Raw genomic sequence first — 16,100 nt, 5'->3', positions numbered from 1 at the left:
GTCAAGTCGAATCAAGCGCTGCGAACGACGAAATGGCCGTGATGGGTCACAGAAATGCCCCTGCCCGAAATACCGGGCCGCGCATACGCGGCGAAGGTAGCAATTTCTTAACCGCGCCGCTTAACGACAAGCCCTGAAACAGCTTTGCCGTATTGGACCTTCCGCTACATTCATGCGTTGAACTGGCGTCCTTTTTCAACGGGGGAAATGTCATGATCCGCAAGAGCTCCGTATCCTTGGGCGCGGCCAGCCTCGCAATGCTTGGCGCCGTGTCCGAAACCGCTGCCGGCGGCCGGGCTCTCGAATGCTACGAGCCGGTGCGCCGACCAGCGCTTTACGACACGGTCTATGAAGACGTGATGGTCAGCCCTGGCGGCCAGCTCGTCGATTATGACCCGCCGATCTACGGCACGACCGAAAGCATTGAGCAGATCGCCCCGCCTCGCGTCAGCTATGAGGTGGTGCCCGCCGTCACACGCACCGTCTATCACACGCTCAAGGTGGACGATGGCGGCTATGCCTGGGAATGGCGCGTCATCCACGGCCGCAAGGTGCTGTGCAAGGTGTGGCGCAAGGCGCGCTACGCGCGGGTCGCCGAAACCGTCATCGTCGAGCCGGAGCGCGTCCGGCGCGTCGTCCTTCCGGCCGAATATGAAGGCGTTGCCCGCGAGGTGCTGGTGCGGCCAGGAGAGCGGCGCATCACGGAAATTGCGCCCTCATACCGGACGGTGGCGCGTCGGGTGGTGGTGCGGGAAGGCTCGACCCACTGGCGGCGGGTGCACATCCCGCGGCGTTGCGTGGACTAGCCCGGAAATCCCACAGGGGTGTTTCCGACCGGGGCGGTATGGCGAGCCCGGCCGGAAAAGTCGGTTCAGGCCAGATCGACGTCGAGGATCGCCATCGAGAAATTATAGTCGCCGTCGTCTTCGTCCTTGAAGACGATGCCGAGGAACTCGTCGCCGACATAGACCTCGGCCGAGTCTTCCTTGCGCGGGCGCGCCTTCACCTGCAGCTTGGGATTCTGGAAGACGCGTTTGAAATAGGCGTCCAGCTTTCTGATTTCGTCCGGCTTCAAAAGTCTTCTCCGAATGCGGCTGTTCGTTGGAACGCGCTTCTGACACGCCGACGATGGCGATGTAAAGGCAAGCCGGCAGCATAACACGGGACAACCGGCGCCTGAAATGGTGGCCGGATTCCGGCCGCAGTCGATAACGGCCGGATTCAGATGTCGAAGCTGACGACGTGATCCATCGTCTGCGAGGGCAGGAGCTGGTCCATCTGTCGCGAAGGCTGGTCGCAGCCGGTCTCGCCGACGACACGCGCCGGCACGCCGGCGACCGTCTTGTTGTGCGGCACGGGCGACAGCACCACCGAGCCGGCCGCGATCTTCGAGCAGTGGCCGATCTCGATATTGCCCAGGATCTTGGCGCCGGCGCCGATCAGCACGCCGCGGCGGATCTTCGGATGGCGGTCGCCGCTGGCCTTGCCGGTGCCGCCCAGCGTCACGCCATGCAGGATCGACACGTCGTCCTCGATAACGGCCGTCTGGCCGACGACCAGGCCGGTGGCATGGTCGAGGAAGATGCCCTTGCCGATGCGGGCGGCCGGATTGATGTCGGTCTGGAACACCGAGGATGAGCGGCTCTGCAGGTAGAGCGCGAAGTCCCTGCGGCCCTGGTTCCACAGCCAGTGCGCCAGCCGATGCGTTTGGATGGCATGGAAACCCTTGAAATAGAGCACCGGCATGATGAAGCGGTCGCAGGCCGGGTCGCGATCGTAATAGGCCTGGATGTCGACGCGCACCGTTGTGCTCCACTCCGTATCGTCGGCAAGCATGGCCTTGAACGTCTGCCGGATGAGGTCGGAGCCGATGTCCTGATGCGCCAGGCGCTCGGCCAGCCGGTGAATGACCGCTTCCTCCAGGCTCTCCTGGTTGAGAATGGTCGAATAGAGGAACGCTGCAAGCAGCGGATCGCGGTTCACCGCTTCCATCGCCTCATCGCGGATCGAACGCCAGATGGGATCGACCGGCTGCACCATGCTGGGGCGCGCTATCGTTACGCTGTTCATCGACGGTCTCCGGCCTGCTCGTTCTCCGGCGCACATATAGGCCATATCATAGCACGGTTGAACTCAATTTTCCTTAGTGCTTTGTCAAATGGACTTGGTTCATCGAAATTCAACCCGCAATGGAAAACGAACCCTTGATCGACGAAGCCCTGAAAAGCGAGCTTTCCGCCCTCTATCGGGCCGCGGATCGGCACTACCACAGCCTCGCCCATATCGAGGCCATGCTGGCGCTGGCCGCGAAGTACAAGAGCCTGCTCCACGACCCGGACGCCGTTGAGGCGGCGATCTGGTTCCACGACGCCGTCTATGACAGCCGCGCCAAGGACAACGAGGCCAAAAGCGCGGCGTTGGCCGCGAAAAAGCTCTCCGGCCGCATCAGCCCCGAGCGCCTCGCACACGTCGCGGTGATGATCAACGCCACCGCCACGCACCAACTGCCGCCGCTCGGCGATGAGCATGCCGCCTATGACGCAGCCCTGTTCCTCGACATAGACCTGGCGGTCCTCGGCGCCGAACCGGATGCCTTCGATGCTTATGAAAAGGCGGTCCGACGCGAATATGGCTGGGTCGAGGAGCCGATGTGGCGCGCCGGCCGCGCTGCCGTTCTGAAGAGCTTCCTCGATCGCCCGCACATCTTCCACACCGCGGAATTCCGGAAGCGTTTCGAGCCTCGGGCGAGGCAAAACCTGAAAAGGTCGCTGGCCGCGCTCGAAGCCGGATAATGTCGCTCAGAGTGGGTTTTCGGCGTAGAACTCCAGCACGCGCTGCTTGAAGCTCTTGTCGCCGACGGCGAGCATATGGTCGCGGCCTTCGATGTGGAACGCTTTTGCGTTGGGCATCAGGACGGCCAGTTCGTCGGGTGAGCCGGCGATGTCGTCTTTGGTCCCGACGGCGATCAGGGCCGGCTGGGCAATGCGCGCGACATCCTCCTCGCTCATGGATGCGCGCGAGCCGACGATGCAGACGGCGAGCGCCCGGCGGTCGCTGCGCGTCTGGTCGGCGAAGGCGCGAAACGAGCGGCCGCGCGCATGGCCGATCGTACCAGGATCCTCGGCCAGAAGCGCATCGGCGATCGGGTCCCAATCGCCGACGCCATCGACAAGGCCGACGCCGAGGCCGCCGAGCACCAGCGTCGCCACCTTGTCCGGATTGGACAATGCCATGAATGCGGATACCCGCGCGCCCATCGAATAGCCCATGACATGGGCGCGTTCGATGCCAAGATGATCGAGCAAGGCGGCCGCGTCCGAAGCCATCCTGGCCGGCGTGTAGTCGGCCTCCTCGTAGCTCTTGGTTGAAGAGCCGTGGCCGCGATTGTCGAAGGCGATGGCGCGGTACCCGGCGTCGTTCAGCGTCTTGAACCAGCCGGGCGAGACCCAGTTGACGTAATGGCTAGAGGCGAAGCCGTGGATCATCAGCACCGGATCGCCCTGCCCGGACGCCGGCTGGCGGTCGAGGTAAGCGAGTTCGAAGCCGTCATGGGAAAAATATTGCATTTGGCGCTGCCGAGGTCAGTTGGAACCGGCGCCTGCGGCCTTGTCGATCGCCGGGTGGCGCAAAACGTCTCCATCCGCGAGACCGTCCCTGGCGGCCGTTCCCGCCTTCAGCTCGAGCACGAAGCTTACGGGCTGCCCCGGGGAGATGATCGCTTCGGATTCCGGTTCGCCGCGCTTGATGGCCTTGATCCTGCCGTCCTGGCCGACGAAGACCAGGTCGAGCGGCATCGGCGTGTTCTTCATCCAGAAATTCACCTCGCCAGGCCTCTCGAACACGAACAGCATGCCGTGATCGTCGGTCATGTCCTTGCGGAACATCAGCCCGGCCTCGCGCTCGTCGGAGGTGTCGGCGATCTCGATGGAGAAGGAATGCTTGCCGGAGCCGGTCACCGCGACCAGCGGCGTCGGATCGACCGGCAGCATCATGGCCTGGCCGTCCGCCGAACTCGGCTTCAGGGCGCTGAAAGTGGCGGCCAAAACGATGGCGGCGGAAAGCGCGCCTGCAGTCAGCCAGTTACGATAAGCCATATGATACCTCGTCCAGGGCTCGTCCTAGACCATGGTCCAGGCGAGTGGAACCGGTTTTTCGGACACGATCGGCCTTTGCACCGGACAAGGGCTATCGTGTCGGGAAAGCCTATTGCATGTCTCCCAAAAGCGCGAAGCGGTTTTGGGAGAACGACATGCACAAAGACCTAAAGCGCGTCGCATGAATCCGTTTTACGCGACGCGCTTTAGTGCGAGACCGGCAAGGTGCCCATATCGGGGTGAATTTCGGCGGCCATAAGGCCTTTGTCGCCGCGGCCGAAGCGAACCAGAACGACCTGGCCGGGTCTCAGTTCGGTGATGCCGTAGCGCCGCAACGTCTCCATATGGACGAAGATGTCCTCGGTGCCCTCGCCCCGGGTCAGGAAGCCGAAGCCCTTGGTGCGGTTGAACCACTTCACCAGCGCCCGCTCGAGCCCGCTCTCCGCCGTCACGGTGACATGCGTCCGCTGCTCCTGCTCCGCCGGATGCACCGCTGTCGAGGCGTCCATCGAAAGAACGCGGAAAGCCTGCAGGCCACGCTCGCCCTGCTTGACGAGGCAGACGACGCGGGCGCCTTCCAACGCGGTCTGGAAGCCGTCCCTTCGAAGACATGTCACATGGAGGAGAATATCACCCGAGACGCCGTCGTCCGGAAGAATGAAGCCGTAGCCCTTGGCCACGTCGAACCATTTGATAGCGCCGGCGATTTCGACAAGCTCGGCGGAGTCGCCGCCACTGTCTCGCGTCAAGGCGTCGTCAAGGCTTCCGTCCCGCCTCGTGAAAGAGGCTTTTTCCCCCATAAGAATGCCCCCTTTTCAACTGCAACCGCTACTGATTCTTGCCATCAGATTAACACCGCGGCTTCCGGGGTGTGCAAGACCTGACGTGCCTTTTTTCACCGTTGAGCACCGGAAAGCCTTAATTGTTGTTTGCCGGCACCGCTTGACGCGCGACGGCGCGGCCCTGAAATCGACCGATCCGTCCGTTTTGTCCGACGATTGCCCTTTGGCGGAGCGGCTCCTATGGTGCGCCGCACGCAACGTTCCGAGGAGCCCGATATGCGCTATCTTCACACCATGGTCCGTATCGCCGACATTGATCGATCGCTCGATTTCTACTGCAACAAGCTCGGCCTCAAGGAAGTGCGTCGCTACGAGAACGAGCACGGACGCTATACGCTGATCTTCCTCGCCGCGCCCGAGGATGAGCAAAACGGCATTGCCGAGAAGGCGCCGCTGGTCGAGCTGACCTACAATTGGGATCCGGAAGAGTATAAGGGCGGCCGCAATTTCGGCCACCTTGCCTATGAGGTCGACGACATCTACGCCACCTGCCAGAAGCTTATGGACAATGGCGTGACCATCAACCGGCCGCCGCGCGACGGCAACATGGCTTTCGTCCGCTCGCCGGACGGCATCTCGATCGAGCTCTTGCAGAAGGGCCCTGCCAAGGCGAAGGCCGAGCCCTGGGCCTCGATGCAGAACACGGGAAGCTGGTAATCCCAGGGAGGCTTCACCTGGCGCTTCACCAGGCAGCGCCTATCTATTCGTGAGTGGCGCCAGCCTGGCCAGGCTGGCGCTTTCTTGATCCGCCGGGAGAATTTCATGCCGACCAGCCGCGCCGATGTCGCCACCGAACATGCCAGCCGCTATCTGCAGCAGCTCTGCAAGCATTGGTCGCACAAGTTCCCGGTCGAGTTCGATCCGCATCACGGCGCCATCCAGCTTTCGCTCGGCCGCACCGTGATGGATGCCGACGACAAGGCTCTTCATATCGCGGTTGCCGCTGACGACGCTGCCTCGCTCGAGCGCCTGGAAACCGTGGTCGCCGACCACATCAAGCGCTTCGCCTTCCGTGAGGAGCTGACCTTCGACTGGCAGCAGGTCGCCTGAGTCCGGAGCAATTCCAGGAAAAGTGCCTCGCGGTTTTCCGTCCGGAATTGCGCAGAATGAATAATCAGCCGCCGGCCTTGCCCGCAATTTCGAGCAGGGCAAGGACGCTCCGCCAGTTACGCGCCGTGCCCGGCACCTTGAGCGTGCGCGGGATGAGATTGGCGAACACCGATTTGCCGAGCCCTTCCGGCGCGTGCAGGTAGAGCACGTCGCCCTTGATCTCGAAACGCTCCGGGCCGGTGCATTTTTCCGCAAGCCGCTTGGTCTCTTCCGCGGTCGGCTCGCGCTCCAGGGCATAGGCATGCAGCTTGGTCGGCTCCCCGGCCACTTCCGGATAGGGATTGTCTGCCACCAGCCGCTCGAACCAGCCGGCATCGCGCACCATGATGCGCGAATTGAAGCCCCATTTCTTCTCGAAGGCCGCTTCGAGCTGCTTCGTCAGCGAGACAGCATCGCCCTTTTTCGCGCGAAACACCACGTTGCCGCTCTGCACGTAGGTCGCGACGTCGGTGAAGCCGAGGCCTTCGAAGAACGACTTTAGCTCCGCCATCTTGACGATGCGGTTGCCGCCGACATTGATGCCGGAAAAAAGCGCGACGAAGACGGCTCCCTTTTCACTCGTTTTTGGCCCGCTCATATGATGAACCCCGCCAGCGTTTCGTTGTCGGTAATGTCCTGATACTGCACGCCCTCGGCGTCGAAATTGGCCTTCAGCAGATCGAAATTGCGCCGGTCCTTGGTCTCGATGCCGATCAGCACCGAGCCGAAATTGCGCGCCGACTTCTTCAGATACTCGAAACGCGCGATGTCGTCGTCGGGGCCGAGCATTTCGAGGAAGTCACGCAGCGCGCCCGGCCGCTGCGGGAAGCGGATGATGAAATACTTCTTCAACCCCTCGAAACGCAGCGCCCGCTCCTTGACGTCCGGCAGGCGCTCGAAATCGAAATTGCCCCCGGAGACGACCGCGACGACGGTCTTGCCCCTGATCTCCTTGCGCGAAAAATCCTTGAGCGCATCGATCGCCAAGGCACCGGCCGGCTCCAGCACCACGCCCTCGACGTTGAGCATCTCGATCATCGTCGCGCAGAGCCGGTTTTCCGGGACGAGCCGGACGGCATCGGCGGTGAACTCCTTGAGATGGCGCAGCGGCTCGCGGCCGATCTCGGCCACCGCCGCGCCGTCGACGAAATTGTCGACCTTGGCGAGCTTGACCCGCTTGCTGCTGGACAGGCTCTCGCGGAGGCTCGGCGCGCCCGCCGGTTCGCAGAAGACGAAGCGCGTGTCGCGGTGCCGGTCCGCGAAATAGTGCGTCACCCCGGCGGCCAGGCCGCCGCCGCCCACCGGCAGCATGACGATGTCGGGCATGCGCCCGCCAGGCATCTGGGCCGCGATTTCATAGGCAACCGTCGCCTGGCCCTCGATGATGTCCTTGTGGTCGAAGGGCGGCACCATATGCGCGCCGGCGGTTTCGGTGAATTCAAAGGCAGCACGATAGCAATCGTCGAAGAAGTCGCCGACCAGCCTGATCTCGACGAAGTCGCCGCCGAACAGCCGCGTCTTGTCGATCTTCTGCTGCGGCGTCGTCACCGGCATGAACACGATGCCTCGTTTGCCGAAATGCCGGCAGACGAAGGCAAAGCCCTGGGCATGGTTGCCGGCCGAGGCGCAGACGAACAGCTCGGCGTTGTTGCCGGCAGCGAGCGCCTTGCGGAAGAAATTGAAGGCTCCCCTGATCTTGTAGGAGCGGACCGGGGTCAGGTCCTCGCGCTTCAGAAGAATGCGGGCGCCGGTCTTCTTCGACAGGTAATCGTTCTCCTGCAGCGGCGTTTCCGGAAAGATCTCGCGGATCGCCTCGGCGGCGGCGGCAACACGGGAGGAGAAACTGTTCATGAGGCAACCGGGTCCGGGATCACGTGGTTCGCGGCCCAAGCCTATTGCATAGTTTGGTTTTTGCGGCCACCGATGCGGCCGCCCCAGGCTTAGATCGCTTTGGCTTTCGCGCAACAGTGCCGGAGCCGTCGCCGGCCGCCGAGCAAATTTCCGCTGGACACGACTTACTTCCGCCGCACTTCGCCTGTCCGGGAGGTTCGCGAGGGGGGATGGCCAATTGGGGCAGGAGCGGATTTGTTCGACGTGCATGTGAAGACGCTTTTGATCATTGCCCTGGCTCTGTCGATCGCAGGCTGCGCAGGGCGGCAGACACAGGAAATTCTGGGCAGCGTCGTCGTACCGACGACGGCGACCGAGATTGCCGGCAATCACTCGATCTTCATCACCACCACCCGCAAGCGCTCCGACGATCCGAACAAGGTCTTCGACGGCGAACGCTCGGCGACGCTGAACTATGCCCGCGTCAACGTCACGGTGCCGCCGGTCCACCAGACCGGCCAGATCGAGCGGCGCTCGCGCGGCAAGTCGAACGACCCGACCAAATATTTCATGGCTTCCGAGGTCGTCGGCTACGACACGCAGCCGAAATTCGCTGGCGCGCTCAACGCCGATATCGATGCGCGTGGCGGCCGCGTCATGGTCTTCGTCCATGGTTACAACACAGGCTTCGACGACGCCGTCTACCGGCTGACCCAGATCGTCCACGATTCCGGCTATCCCGGCACGCCGGTGCTGTTCTCCTGGGCTTCAGGCGCCAAGACCACCGACTATGTCTATGACAAGGAAAGTGCCGCCGCCGCCCGCGACCAGCTGGAAGTGACGCTGAGGATGCTCGCGCAGACAGGTGCGCGGCGCATCGACATCGTCGCGCATTCGATGGGGACCTGGGTGACGATGGAGACGCTGCGCCAGATCGCCATCACCGGCGACCGCGACCTCGGCGGCAAGCTCGGCGACGTCGTTCTGGCCTCGCCCGACATCGATGTCGATGTCTTCAAGAGCCAGATGCGCCGCTACGGCAAGCCCGACAAGCCCTTCATCCTGCTCCTGTCGGACGACGACCGCGCGCTTCGGCTTTCCGGCCTGATTGCCGGCTCACGGCCGCGCGTCGGCGACTACAGGGACGCGGCCGATCTCGCCTCCTATGGCGTCACGGTCGTCGACCTCTCCAAAGAGAAGGGCAGCGACAGCTTCAACCACACCAAATTCGCCGACAACCCGGTGCTGGTGAAGATGATCGGCCAGCGGCTGCGCGAGGATGATGGCTTTGCCAGCGACCGCGACGTCACCGACCGCATCAGCCAGCTCGCCACCCAGTAACCGTGTTCACGCGGTTGCTGGCCTGCACCGACTTTGAACTGGACCGGGCTCGGCTCTGGCTTTATCGAAGTGGCAGGAGAGGTTTGCCGCCCTTGGGGGACCCCGGGTGATCGTGCGTTCGAAGATCGTCCTTGGCCTTGCCTTTGCGCTTGTCCTGTCGGGCTGCGCCGGGCGGAGCGCGCATGACCTGCTCAGCCGGACGGCCGTTACGGTCCCCGCATCGGACATAGCGGCCAAGCACGGGATCTTCGTCGCCACGACCCGCCAGCAGGCGACCAAGGACCCGCGGCAGGTTTTCGATGGCGACCGTTCGCTGACCACCAGCTATGCCCGTGTCGATGTCACGGTTCCAAAGATCCATCAGGTCGGCGCGATCGAGCGCGCCAAGGGTTCGGCCGACAGCAATCCGGCCAAGCAGTTCACCGCCACCGATGTCGTCCACTACGGCGACGCTTCGCAATTCGCCAAGGCGGTCGGCGCCGATATTGCCATACGCGGCGACCGCGCCCTGGTCTTCGTGCACGGCTTCAACAACGGCTTCGACGATGGCGTTTACCGCCTGACGCAGATCGCGCACGACACGAACTATCCGGGCACGCCGGTGCTGTTCTCGTGGGCATCGAGCGCCAAGACGACCGGCTACATCTATGACAAGGACAGCTCCACCGCCGCGCGCGACGACCTCGAGGCGACGCTGAGGATGCTTGCCAAGTCACGCGCCAAAAGCATCGACATAATCGCCCATTCGATGGGGACCTGGCTGACGATGGAAGCTTTGCGTCAGCTCGCCATCACCGGCGACCGCGATCTCAACGGCAAGCTCGGCTATGTCATCCTCGCCTCGCCCGACATCGACGTCGATGTCTTCAAGAAGCAGATGATCCGCTACGGCAAGCCCGACAAGCCGTTCGCCATCCTGCTCTCGGGCGACGACCGGGCGCTCAAGCTGTCCAGCTTCATTTCCGGCGACAAGCCCCGCGTCGGCGACTATGGCAACGCGGCTGATCTCGCCAATTACGGCGTGACGGTTGTCGATCTGACCCAAACCAAGGGCGGTGACCAGTTGAACCATGCCAAGTTCGCCGACAATCCGATCCTGGTGCAGCTGCTCGGCAATCGCTTGCGTACGCCTGCCGGCCTTGCCTCCGATGAGCCCGATCCGACGCAGCTCAATAATATCGGCCAGGGTCTCGGCAAGGCGGTCGGCTCGGTCGCCGAGGTGGTCATCACCACGCCGTTCAAGGTGCTGACCATCGCCACCGGCGGATGATCAGCTGACGCCGCCCCGCTCACACAAATAGATCGACCTTCTGGAACGTCGTCACGTCGACAAGGCCGACGTCTGAGATCCTAAGCTCCGGGATAACCACCAGCGCCAGCAGCGAATGCTGCATATAGGCGTTGTTGAGCGAGCAACCGACCTTGCGCATCGCCTCGGTCAATTGCTCGGCTTTGGCCGCGACGATCTCGGCGCGTTCGTCCGACATCAGCCCGGCGATCGGCATCTCGACCAGCGCCAGTTCCTTGCCTTTGGAATAAAGCACGACGCCGCCGCCAACCTCGCCCAGCCGGTTGACCGCTAAAGCCATGTCCTCCTTGTTGGTGCCGACGACGATGATGTGGTGAGCGTCATGCGCCACGCTCGAGGCCATGGCGCAGTCGTCCATGTAGCCGAAGCCAGAAACGAAGGCGTTGGTGACGCCGCCCGTGCCCCTGTGGCGCTCCACCAGGGCAATCTGGCAGATGTCGTTGCGGCGGTCCATGGCGACCAGCCCGTCCTCGACCGGCAGGTCGGCCTCCAGCGCCCGCGTCGGCGCCTGGTTCTCGATCACGCCGATCACCCGCGCCCGCACCTCGTTGGCGCCCTGAGGTGCGGCGATGTCGAAATCCGCCGCCTTGAGCCTCTTGCCGAGCTTGACCGTATTCTTCGCCGTCTGCGGATAATCATAGGCCGGAATGTCGATCTCGAGCTTGCCGGCCTTGGCCAGCCTGACGCCGCGGCCATAGACCTCGTCTATTGCCATCTGGGCGAGATCGGAGACGATCAAAAGATCGGCCAGCCGACCGGGCGCGATCGAGCCGATCTCGCGCTCCAGCCTGAAATGCTGGGCGGTGTTGAGCGTCGCCATCTGGATCGCCGTCACCGGCTTCAGGCCCTGGCTGATGGCGTGCCGCACCACGCGGTCCATATGCCCTTCATGCACCAGCGTGCCGGAATGGCTGTCGTCGGTGCACAGGATGAAATTGCGCGGATCGACGCCGCCTTCGGTGACCGCCTTGATCTGCGCCGCGACGTCGTACCAGGCGGACCCCAGCCTCAGCATCGCCTTCATGCCCTGGCGCACGCGCGCGATCGCGTCCTCCGCGCGCGTGCCTTCATGATCGTCCTCGGCGCCGCCGGCGACATAGCCATGGAACGGCAGGCCGAGGTCGCGCGAGGCATAGTGGCCGCCGACCGTCTTGCCGGCCTTGATCGTCTCGGCGATCTCGCCCGACATCACCGGATCGTTGGCGGCGACGCCCGGAAAGTTCATCACTTCGCCAAGGCCGATGATGTTTTCCCAGGTCATCGCCTCGGCGACGTCGGCGACCGTAAGCTCGGCGCCGGCATGTTCCAGGCCGGGCGCCGAAGGTACGCAAGACGGCATCTGCACATGCACGTTGATCGGCATCGCGACAGCCTCGTCATGCATCAGGCGGACGCCCGGCAGGCCCAGCACATTGGCGATCTCGTGCGGGTCGATGAACATCGAGGTGGTGCCGTGCGGGATCACCGCGCGGCAGAATTCCGTCACCGTCACCATGCCGCTTTCGACATGCATGTGCGCGTCGCAAAGGCCTGGCACCAGATAGCGTCCGCCGGCATCGACCACCTTGGTCCCCTGCCCGATCGCGTGGCCGGCATTCGGCCCGCAATAAGCGAAGCGCCCGGCGGCAATCGCAATGTCGGTGCCGGGGATGATCTCGCCCGAATGGACATTCACCCACCGGCCGTTGCGGATCACGAGATCGGCGGGCTTGCGCCCCATCGCGACGTCGACCAGATGCGTCGCCACCTCGGTCCAGGGCTTGGGTTTTGTTGGATTGGTGCGGCTCGCCATGACGGACTCCTGTTTGCCCGACTGTGCCAAGCGGGCGCGGTTTTGACCAGTTGGCAAAACTGGTTTGTTTTTAAGGCAGACCCAGTTCTCGATATCTCTCCTCCGGCAGGGCGAAAATCGCGTAGACTGAGCGCTCAGGCTGCCGTTCGGGGTGCAAAAAGAGATGGCACAGGCGATCCGGTTGGCAATTTTCGTGCTGTCGGCATGTTGCGCCGGCCTGGCCTTCTTCACCTTGCATTCGCTCTGGGCATGGGCCGTGCCGATCGCCATCTTCATCGCCGGCTCGTTACTTGCCGAGTACGCTTTCAGCCATCTGGCCTCGCCCGAGGAGAAACAGCGCGATCTGGAGGATCGCGTCCGCAACCCGCCGACGTAAACCACTGTTGCAGGAATACAATTCCGTTTCCGGGCGAATAACGCTAGGTTGCGCCGAGGAGTTTTTCGAAACCGCCATTTCGGAGCGCTCGATGGGTCGCCTGACGCTTGCCAGTGCCGGCTTTTTCGCCTTGCTGTCCGGGTCGACCTTGGCCGCTGACGCAGGCGCCGACCTGCCCATGACCGCGCCAGGCTTCGACTGGACGGGTTACTATGCCGGCCTCCAGGCCGGCTATGGCTGGGGCTCCTCCGACATCTCCGGCACCGAAGGCGAGCCGTTCGCTGCCTCGCCCGATCTCGACGGCGGCTTTGTCGGCGGCCATGTCGCCGGCCTGTGGCAGTTCAGCCAGGCGGTGATCGGCGCGCGGGCCGAGCTCAACTATTCCTCGACCGACGGTTCGGCCCTGCTGGGCCCCGGAAATTCTGTTGGCACCGACATCAAATGGTTCGGATCGGTCAATGCCGAGGCCGGCTTGGCGGTCGATCGCTGGCTGATCTACGGCGTTGGCGGCGTCGCCTTCGCCAGCATCGAGACGTCGCAAGAGGCCGGACCCAGCTTCGCCAAGACCCACACAAGCGCCGGCTGGACGATCGGCGCCGGGGTCGACTACGCGCTGAGCAACAATATCGTCGTTGGCGCGCAATACCGCTACTACGATTTCGGCAAGGAGCATTTCGACGTCCCGGACGACTTCTCCGACCGCGACCAGGACGTGAAGCTGCACACGCTGGGCGTGAACTTCAGCTACAAGTTCTGAGAGGAATGAAGGCCGGCGCCCGCAGGGGGCGGGGGAATGGGTAGGGCCTGATAGACGCCGGCCTCGGCAGATCAAATCTGCCACGTGAATAATCTAGCGTATGCCTCCGGAGGCGTAATTCCGCGATCGCGCCACTATCCAGGATCAGCCGAAGCGATCTTTCCGGCTGGCGTTGCCTGAGGCCCTCTTCCAGCCGTCCCAGGCGGGCTTTTTGCCATCGCAAGTGCGCATTCAGGCGGGATGTTGGCTAGAAAAATGCCGATAAGCTCGGTTCGGATAGTCTCCCATGTCTAACACCGCCAATTGACGCTGCAGCGCCGGTTTTACGCTGTCGTGCTTCACGGAAGGACAGCATGCCCTCAAACATGGCTTGACGGCTTCCGGCTGGCATCTGAAAAGGGCTCGCCTGCGGACGTGGCGGAATTGGTAGACGCAAGGGACTTAAAATCCCTCGATCTCTGATCGTACGGGTTCGATTCCCGTCGTCCGCACCACGTTGAAATTCCTAGACAATTCGCCTCTCACCCTACGTCGGGGCTACCCTAGTAAAAGCTGACGTGGGTAGCCGTATGGGTAGCCGAGACACCAGAAACGCCCGAGACGAAGCCGATGTTGAAGCCTGGGGGAATCGCCATCGCGCTAATGGGAAGCGCCCGCTACGTTGCCGCAGCGAGCGCTCCAGTGGCCCCGTTGCCCCTCGACGGCAAGACGGTACGCCTCGCTTAGCTGGATAATAAGCTCGCGCCGGTTGAGGCTCTGCATATTCAAGCTGCGTGACTTTTGTGCCACATAAGAAAGCCCGCCACCGTGAGGCAGCGGGCCAATGTGATTTGTGCGGGTTCTTCTGCAACCCGCACAATCGGTGCACCTTCACCCGTTCATTTCGCGGGCATTGGCAAGAGCGTTCAGCCCTTCACTCATTGCGATGGCATTGGCATCATCGAAGCGCCGCCTGAATTCGGAAGCGACCTCCCGCAATTTCGCAGGAGTCAATCGCCGCAGCAGATGCAGGAATTCTGCTTCGTCGCTGTCGGGCATTTCGGGCACCGTGCTCATAGCGACACCAGCACTTCCTGCGACTGGAGATCGTCGCTCCACATGATCGTTTCGCCATCGGCGACAAGCTCTGGCTCGTCGCCCGCGTCCTGCTCGCCATCGAAGAAAGCGGTATCGGCAACGCCCGCCGCCAGCGCATGCTCTTGGTTGACCGTCACAGTCCAGCCGAGCGAGGCCTCGTGCTCGTCGCCACTGTCCTCCAGGTCCGAGTCGTCCCCTTCGCGTCGTCATCTGAGCCGCCGGCAACTGGCCCGCGTTCTGTCCAGCCCAGATAGGGTTCACCGTCGGCGGTGTCCTCCAGATCGCAATCGGCCTCCATGAGATCCAATGCGGTGATCAGCGACATGGCGCGGTCTAGTAGGTCGTTCAGGCGTTTCTCAACGGAATTGGCGCCATTGGCGAGGATCGACGCCTGCAGGCATGCCGTAGGGCTTTAGAACGGGCGTGTGGGCGTTCATGACCTTGCCCCCGTCAGAGCGAGGGCGTGGACGTAGAGCGATGTTTGTTCAACATCGAGAATGCCGCTGACCAGATACTGAGCGGCGAACTCCACAGGCGTCCTTGCCGGCGCTGCCAGCATGGTCGCCTCAATGACGGCCATGGCGTCGAAGATCCGGGAGCGCTCGTCTGGCATGTCGTCATCAATCGAAGCATTCAGGCCCTGCCATTGGCGCAGTAGGCTCATGACGTGGTCGTCTGTGCCGGCAGATGGTAGCGCCGCCGCAGCCGTCCCTACGGCGGGAACAGACGCTATGGCGCCAAGCAGGGCGCGGCGGGAAAACCGCCCGACGATGATGGTAGGCTGGGCAGCGGGCATGGCTTCGCCGGCGGCCGGAACATGGGTGTTCGGCATGATTTCGTCCTTTCAACGAAAAGCGTTTACCATTCTTGTAAAGCGTTAAACTAAACAAGTGTCAACGAAATTCGTTTGTGGTAGACGGTTTTCGCGGAACAGGAGATGCAGCAGGAAATGTCTATGACGCCTTCACAGTCGCGAGCAGCACGAGGCCTGATAGACTGGTCGCAGCAGGAGTTGGCCGGCCGATCCAACCTCAGCGAGAGCACAATTCGCGATTTCGAAAAGGGGCGCCGTGTCCCGTCAGTCAACAATCTGGCGGCAATGCGCGCTGCTCTCGAATCCGCTGGCGTCGAGTTCATCCCCGAGAATGGCGGGGGCGCTGGGGTGAGGCTGAGGAAGGTGTGATTTCTGCGCTGGCCTGACAAAAAATAAGGGGCCTTAAACGCGAAACCCCAAGCCGGAGCCTGGGGTGTGCTAGGGACGTATCCCGTCGCGGTGATAGCGTTTATATGATTGAGTCCGGCTAAAAAGTCAAGGCGGGGAAACGTGCCTATTAGGTCCGCGCTTTATGTCGACGGGTTCAATCTTTACCACTCTGTAAAGGACCTAAACGAGGATTTCTTGAAGTGGTGCAATCTTTGGCGGCTCGGGGAAATCATCATCCCTTCCGTCTCAGAAAAGCTTGTAAAAGTTGTTTTTTGCACCGCCTACTACCCTGGAGATCCACAAAAGCGCTGGCGGCATGAACAGCTTATGAACGCTCTGCGTAACCGGGGCAAAACCGGTGGCGGCCGCGGCGTTATGACTCGGGGGTA

Annotated in this window: 20 protein-coding genes, 1 tRNA gene and 1 pseudogene; 11 read left to right on the top strand and 11 right to left on the bottom strand. The window is 62.7% G+C overall.

Annotated features, from left to right (window positions below; translation table 11 throughout):
- The first annotated feature begins 212 nt into the window (after positions 1–212).
- The gene (locus AU465_RS23790) at positions 213–806 is read left to right on the top strand and encodes a hypothetical protein (RefSeq protein ID WP_192253783.1); all 594 of its coding nucleotides are present in this window, start codon (positions 213–215) and stop codon (positions 804–806) included.
- Between the two features lie 65 nt (positions 807–871).
- Here AU465_RS23790 and AU465_RS23785 read toward each other — a convergent pair whose 3' ends face one another.
- Positions 872–1,075 carry a DUF3126 family protein gene (locus AU465_RS23785; RefSeq protein ID WP_040969488.1) on the bottom strand — a complete coding sequence of 68 codons (204 nt, stop codon included), beginning with the start codon at positions 1,073–1,075 and terminating at the stop codon, positions 872–874.
- Positions 1,076–1,221: 146 nt separating this feature from the next.
- Positions 1,222–2,070, bottom strand: coding sequence for a serine O-acetyltransferase (gene cysE, locus AU465_RS23780; RefSeq protein ID WP_192253781.1), 849 nt, complete (start codon positions 2,068–2,070; stop codon positions 1,222–1,224).
- Positions 2,071–2,189: 119 nt separating this feature from the next.
- On the opposite strand from cysE, the gene AU465_RS23775 reads away from it, so the two are divergent.
- On the top strand, positions 2,190–2,792 hold the full coding sequence (locus AU465_RS23775) for an HD domain-containing protein (RefSeq protein ID WP_192253779.1): 603 nt from the start codon (positions 2,190–2,192) through the stop codon (positions 2,790–2,792).
- A 6-nt stretch (positions 2,793–2,798) separates the two neighbouring features.
- On the opposite strand, the gene AU465_RS23770 is transcribed toward AU465_RS23775, so the two are convergent.
- The 3 genes from AU465_RS23770 to AU465_RS23760 all read right to left on the bottom strand — a co-directional run bounded on the left by AU465_RS23770 (position 2,799) and on the right by AU465_RS23760 (position 4,894).
- Positions 2,799–3,566 carry an alpha/beta fold hydrolase gene (locus tag AU465_RS23770; RefSeq protein ID WP_192253777.1) on the bottom strand — a complete coding sequence of 256 codons (768 nt, stop codon included), beginning with the start codon at positions 3,564–3,566 and terminating at the stop codon, positions 2,799–2,801.
- Positions 3,567–3,581: 15 nt separating this feature from the next.
- Positions 3,582–4,094, bottom strand: coding sequence for a DUF192 domain-containing protein (locus tag AU465_RS23765; protein WP_192253775.1), 513 nt, complete (start codon positions 4,092–4,094; stop codon positions 3,582–3,584).
- 206 nt (positions 4,095–4,300) lie between these two features.
- Positions 4,301–4,894, bottom strand: a complete 594-nt coding sequence (locus tag AU465_RS23760; protein ID WP_192253773.1) for a cold-shock protein — start codon at positions 4,892–4,894, stop codon at positions 4,301–4,303.
- Between the two features lie 258 nt (positions 4,895–5,152).
- On the opposite strand from AU465_RS23760, the gene gloA reads away from it, so the two are divergent.
- A complete protein-coding gene (gloA, locus tag AU465_RS23755; protein WP_246506343.1) occupies positions 5,153–5,593 on the top strand; it encodes a lactoylglutathione lyase in 441 nt (146 codons plus the stop codon).
- 105 nt (positions 5,594–5,698) lie between these two features.
- Entirely contained in the window at positions 5,699–5,986 is a 288-nt protein-coding gene (locus AU465_RS23750; protein WP_192253769.1) for a DUF2218 domain-containing protein, read from the top strand.
- Positions 5,987–6,050: 64 nt separating this feature from the next.
- Here the strand turns inward: AU465_RS23750 and AU465_RS23745 are convergent, their stop codons facing one another.
- Together AU465_RS23745 and ilvA are read right to left on the bottom strand one after the other, a co-directional pair.
- A complete protein-coding gene (locus tag AU465_RS23745) occupies positions 6,051–6,623 on the bottom strand; it encodes a DUF1697 domain-containing protein (RefSeq protein ID WP_192253767.1) in 573 nt (190 codons plus the stop codon).
- Complete coding sequence (gene ilvA / locus AU465_RS23740) at positions 6,620–7,876, bottom strand: threonine ammonia-lyase IlvA (RefSeq protein ID WP_192253765.1); 1,257 nt, start codon at positions 7,874–7,876, stop codon at positions 6,620–6,622. The genes AU465_RS23745 and ilvA overlap by 4 nt, the downstream gene beginning before the upstream one ends.
- Before the next feature lie 234 nt (positions 7,877–8,110).
- Here ilvA and AU465_RS23735 point away from each other — a divergent pair, with 234 nt between their 5' ends.
- Together AU465_RS23735 and AU465_RS23730 are read left to right on the top strand one after the other, a co-directional pair.
- On the top strand, positions 8,111–9,196 hold the full coding sequence (locus AU465_RS23735; RefSeq protein WP_210325227.1) for an alpha/beta hydrolase: 1,086 nt from the start codon (positions 8,111–8,113) through the stop codon (positions 9,194–9,196).
- Between the two features lie 106 nt (positions 9,197–9,302).
- Positions 9,303–10,466, top strand: a complete 1,164-nt coding sequence (locus AU465_RS23730) for an alpha/beta hydrolase (protein ID WP_192253763.1) — start codon at positions 9,303–9,305, stop codon at positions 10,464–10,466.
- 19 nt (positions 10,467–10,485) lie between these two features.
- Here the strand turns inward: AU465_RS23730 and ade are convergent, their stop codons facing one another.
- Positions 10,486–12,297: an adenine deaminase gene (gene ade / locus AU465_RS23725; RefSeq protein ID WP_192253761.1), complete on the bottom strand. Its 1,812-nt coding sequence runs from the start codon at positions 12,295–12,297 to the stop codon at positions 10,486–10,488.
- 163 nt (positions 12,298–12,460) lie between these two features.
- Between ade and AU465_RS23720 the strand changes: the two genes are divergently transcribed.
- The 3 genes from AU465_RS23720 to AU465_RS23710 all read left to right on the top strand — a co-directional run bounded on the left by AU465_RS23720 (position 12,461) and on the right by AU465_RS23710 (position 13,924).
- Positions 12,461–12,673: a hypothetical protein gene (locus AU465_RS23720; RefSeq protein WP_192253759.1), complete on the top strand. Its 213-nt coding sequence runs from the start codon at positions 12,461–12,463 to the stop codon at positions 12,671–12,673.
- Positions 12,674–12,764: 91 nt separating this feature from the next.
- Positions 12,765–13,430, top strand: a complete 666-nt coding sequence (locus AU465_RS23715; RefSeq protein WP_192253757.1) for an outer membrane protein — start codon at positions 12,765–12,767, stop codon at positions 13,428–13,430.
- A 408-nt stretch (positions 13,431–13,838) separates the two neighbouring features.
- Positions 13,839–13,924 (top strand) — tRNA-Leu (locus AU465_RS23710).
- A 376-nt stretch (positions 13,925–14,300) separates the two neighbouring features.
- Here AU465_RS23710 and AU465_RS23705 read toward each other — a convergent pair.
- The 3 genes from AU465_RS23705 to AU465_RS23695 all read right to left on the bottom strand — a co-directional run bounded on the left by AU465_RS23705 (position 14,301) and on the right by AU465_RS23695 (position 15,339).
- Positions 14,301–14,486, bottom strand: coding sequence for a hypothetical protein (locus tag AU465_RS23705; RefSeq protein ID WP_192253755.1), 186 nt, complete (start codon positions 14,484–14,486; stop codon positions 14,301–14,303).
- Positions 14,483–14,644, bottom strand: coding sequence for a hypothetical protein (locus AU465_RS23700; RefSeq protein ID WP_192253753.1), 162 nt, complete (start codon positions 14,642–14,644; stop codon positions 14,483–14,485). Before AU465_RS23700 ends, AU465_RS23705 begins: the two co-directional genes overlap by 4 nt.
- 296 nt (positions 14,645–14,940) lie before the next feature.
- Entirely contained in the window at positions 14,941–15,339 is a 399-nt protein-coding gene (locus tag AU465_RS23695) for a hypothetical protein (protein WP_192253751.1), read from the bottom strand.
- Between the two features lie 123 nt (positions 15,340–15,462).
- On the opposite strand from AU465_RS23695, the gene AU465_RS23690 reads away from it, so the two are divergent.
- Together AU465_RS23690 and AU465_RS36715 are read left to right on the top strand one after the other, a co-directional pair.
- Positions 15,463–15,690, top strand: a complete 228-nt coding sequence (locus AU465_RS23690; protein ID WP_376774892.1) for a helix-turn-helix domain-containing protein — start codon at positions 15,463–15,465, stop codon at positions 15,688–15,690.
- A gap of 216 nt (positions 15,691–15,906) precedes the next feature.
- Positions 15,907–16,100, top strand: a pseudogene (locus tag AU465_RS36715) (hypothetical protein); the annotation flags it as partial.

It is taken from the genome of Mesorhizobium silamurunense, assembly GCF_014843905.1.
Taxonomy (GTDB): domain Bacteria; phylum Pseudomonadota; class Alphaproteobacteria; order Rhizobiales; family Rhizobiaceae; genus Mesorhizobium; species Mesorhizobium silamurunense.
Note: the sequence above shows the minus strand (reverse complement) of the source record. Positions and strands in the feature narration are given on the sequence as shown.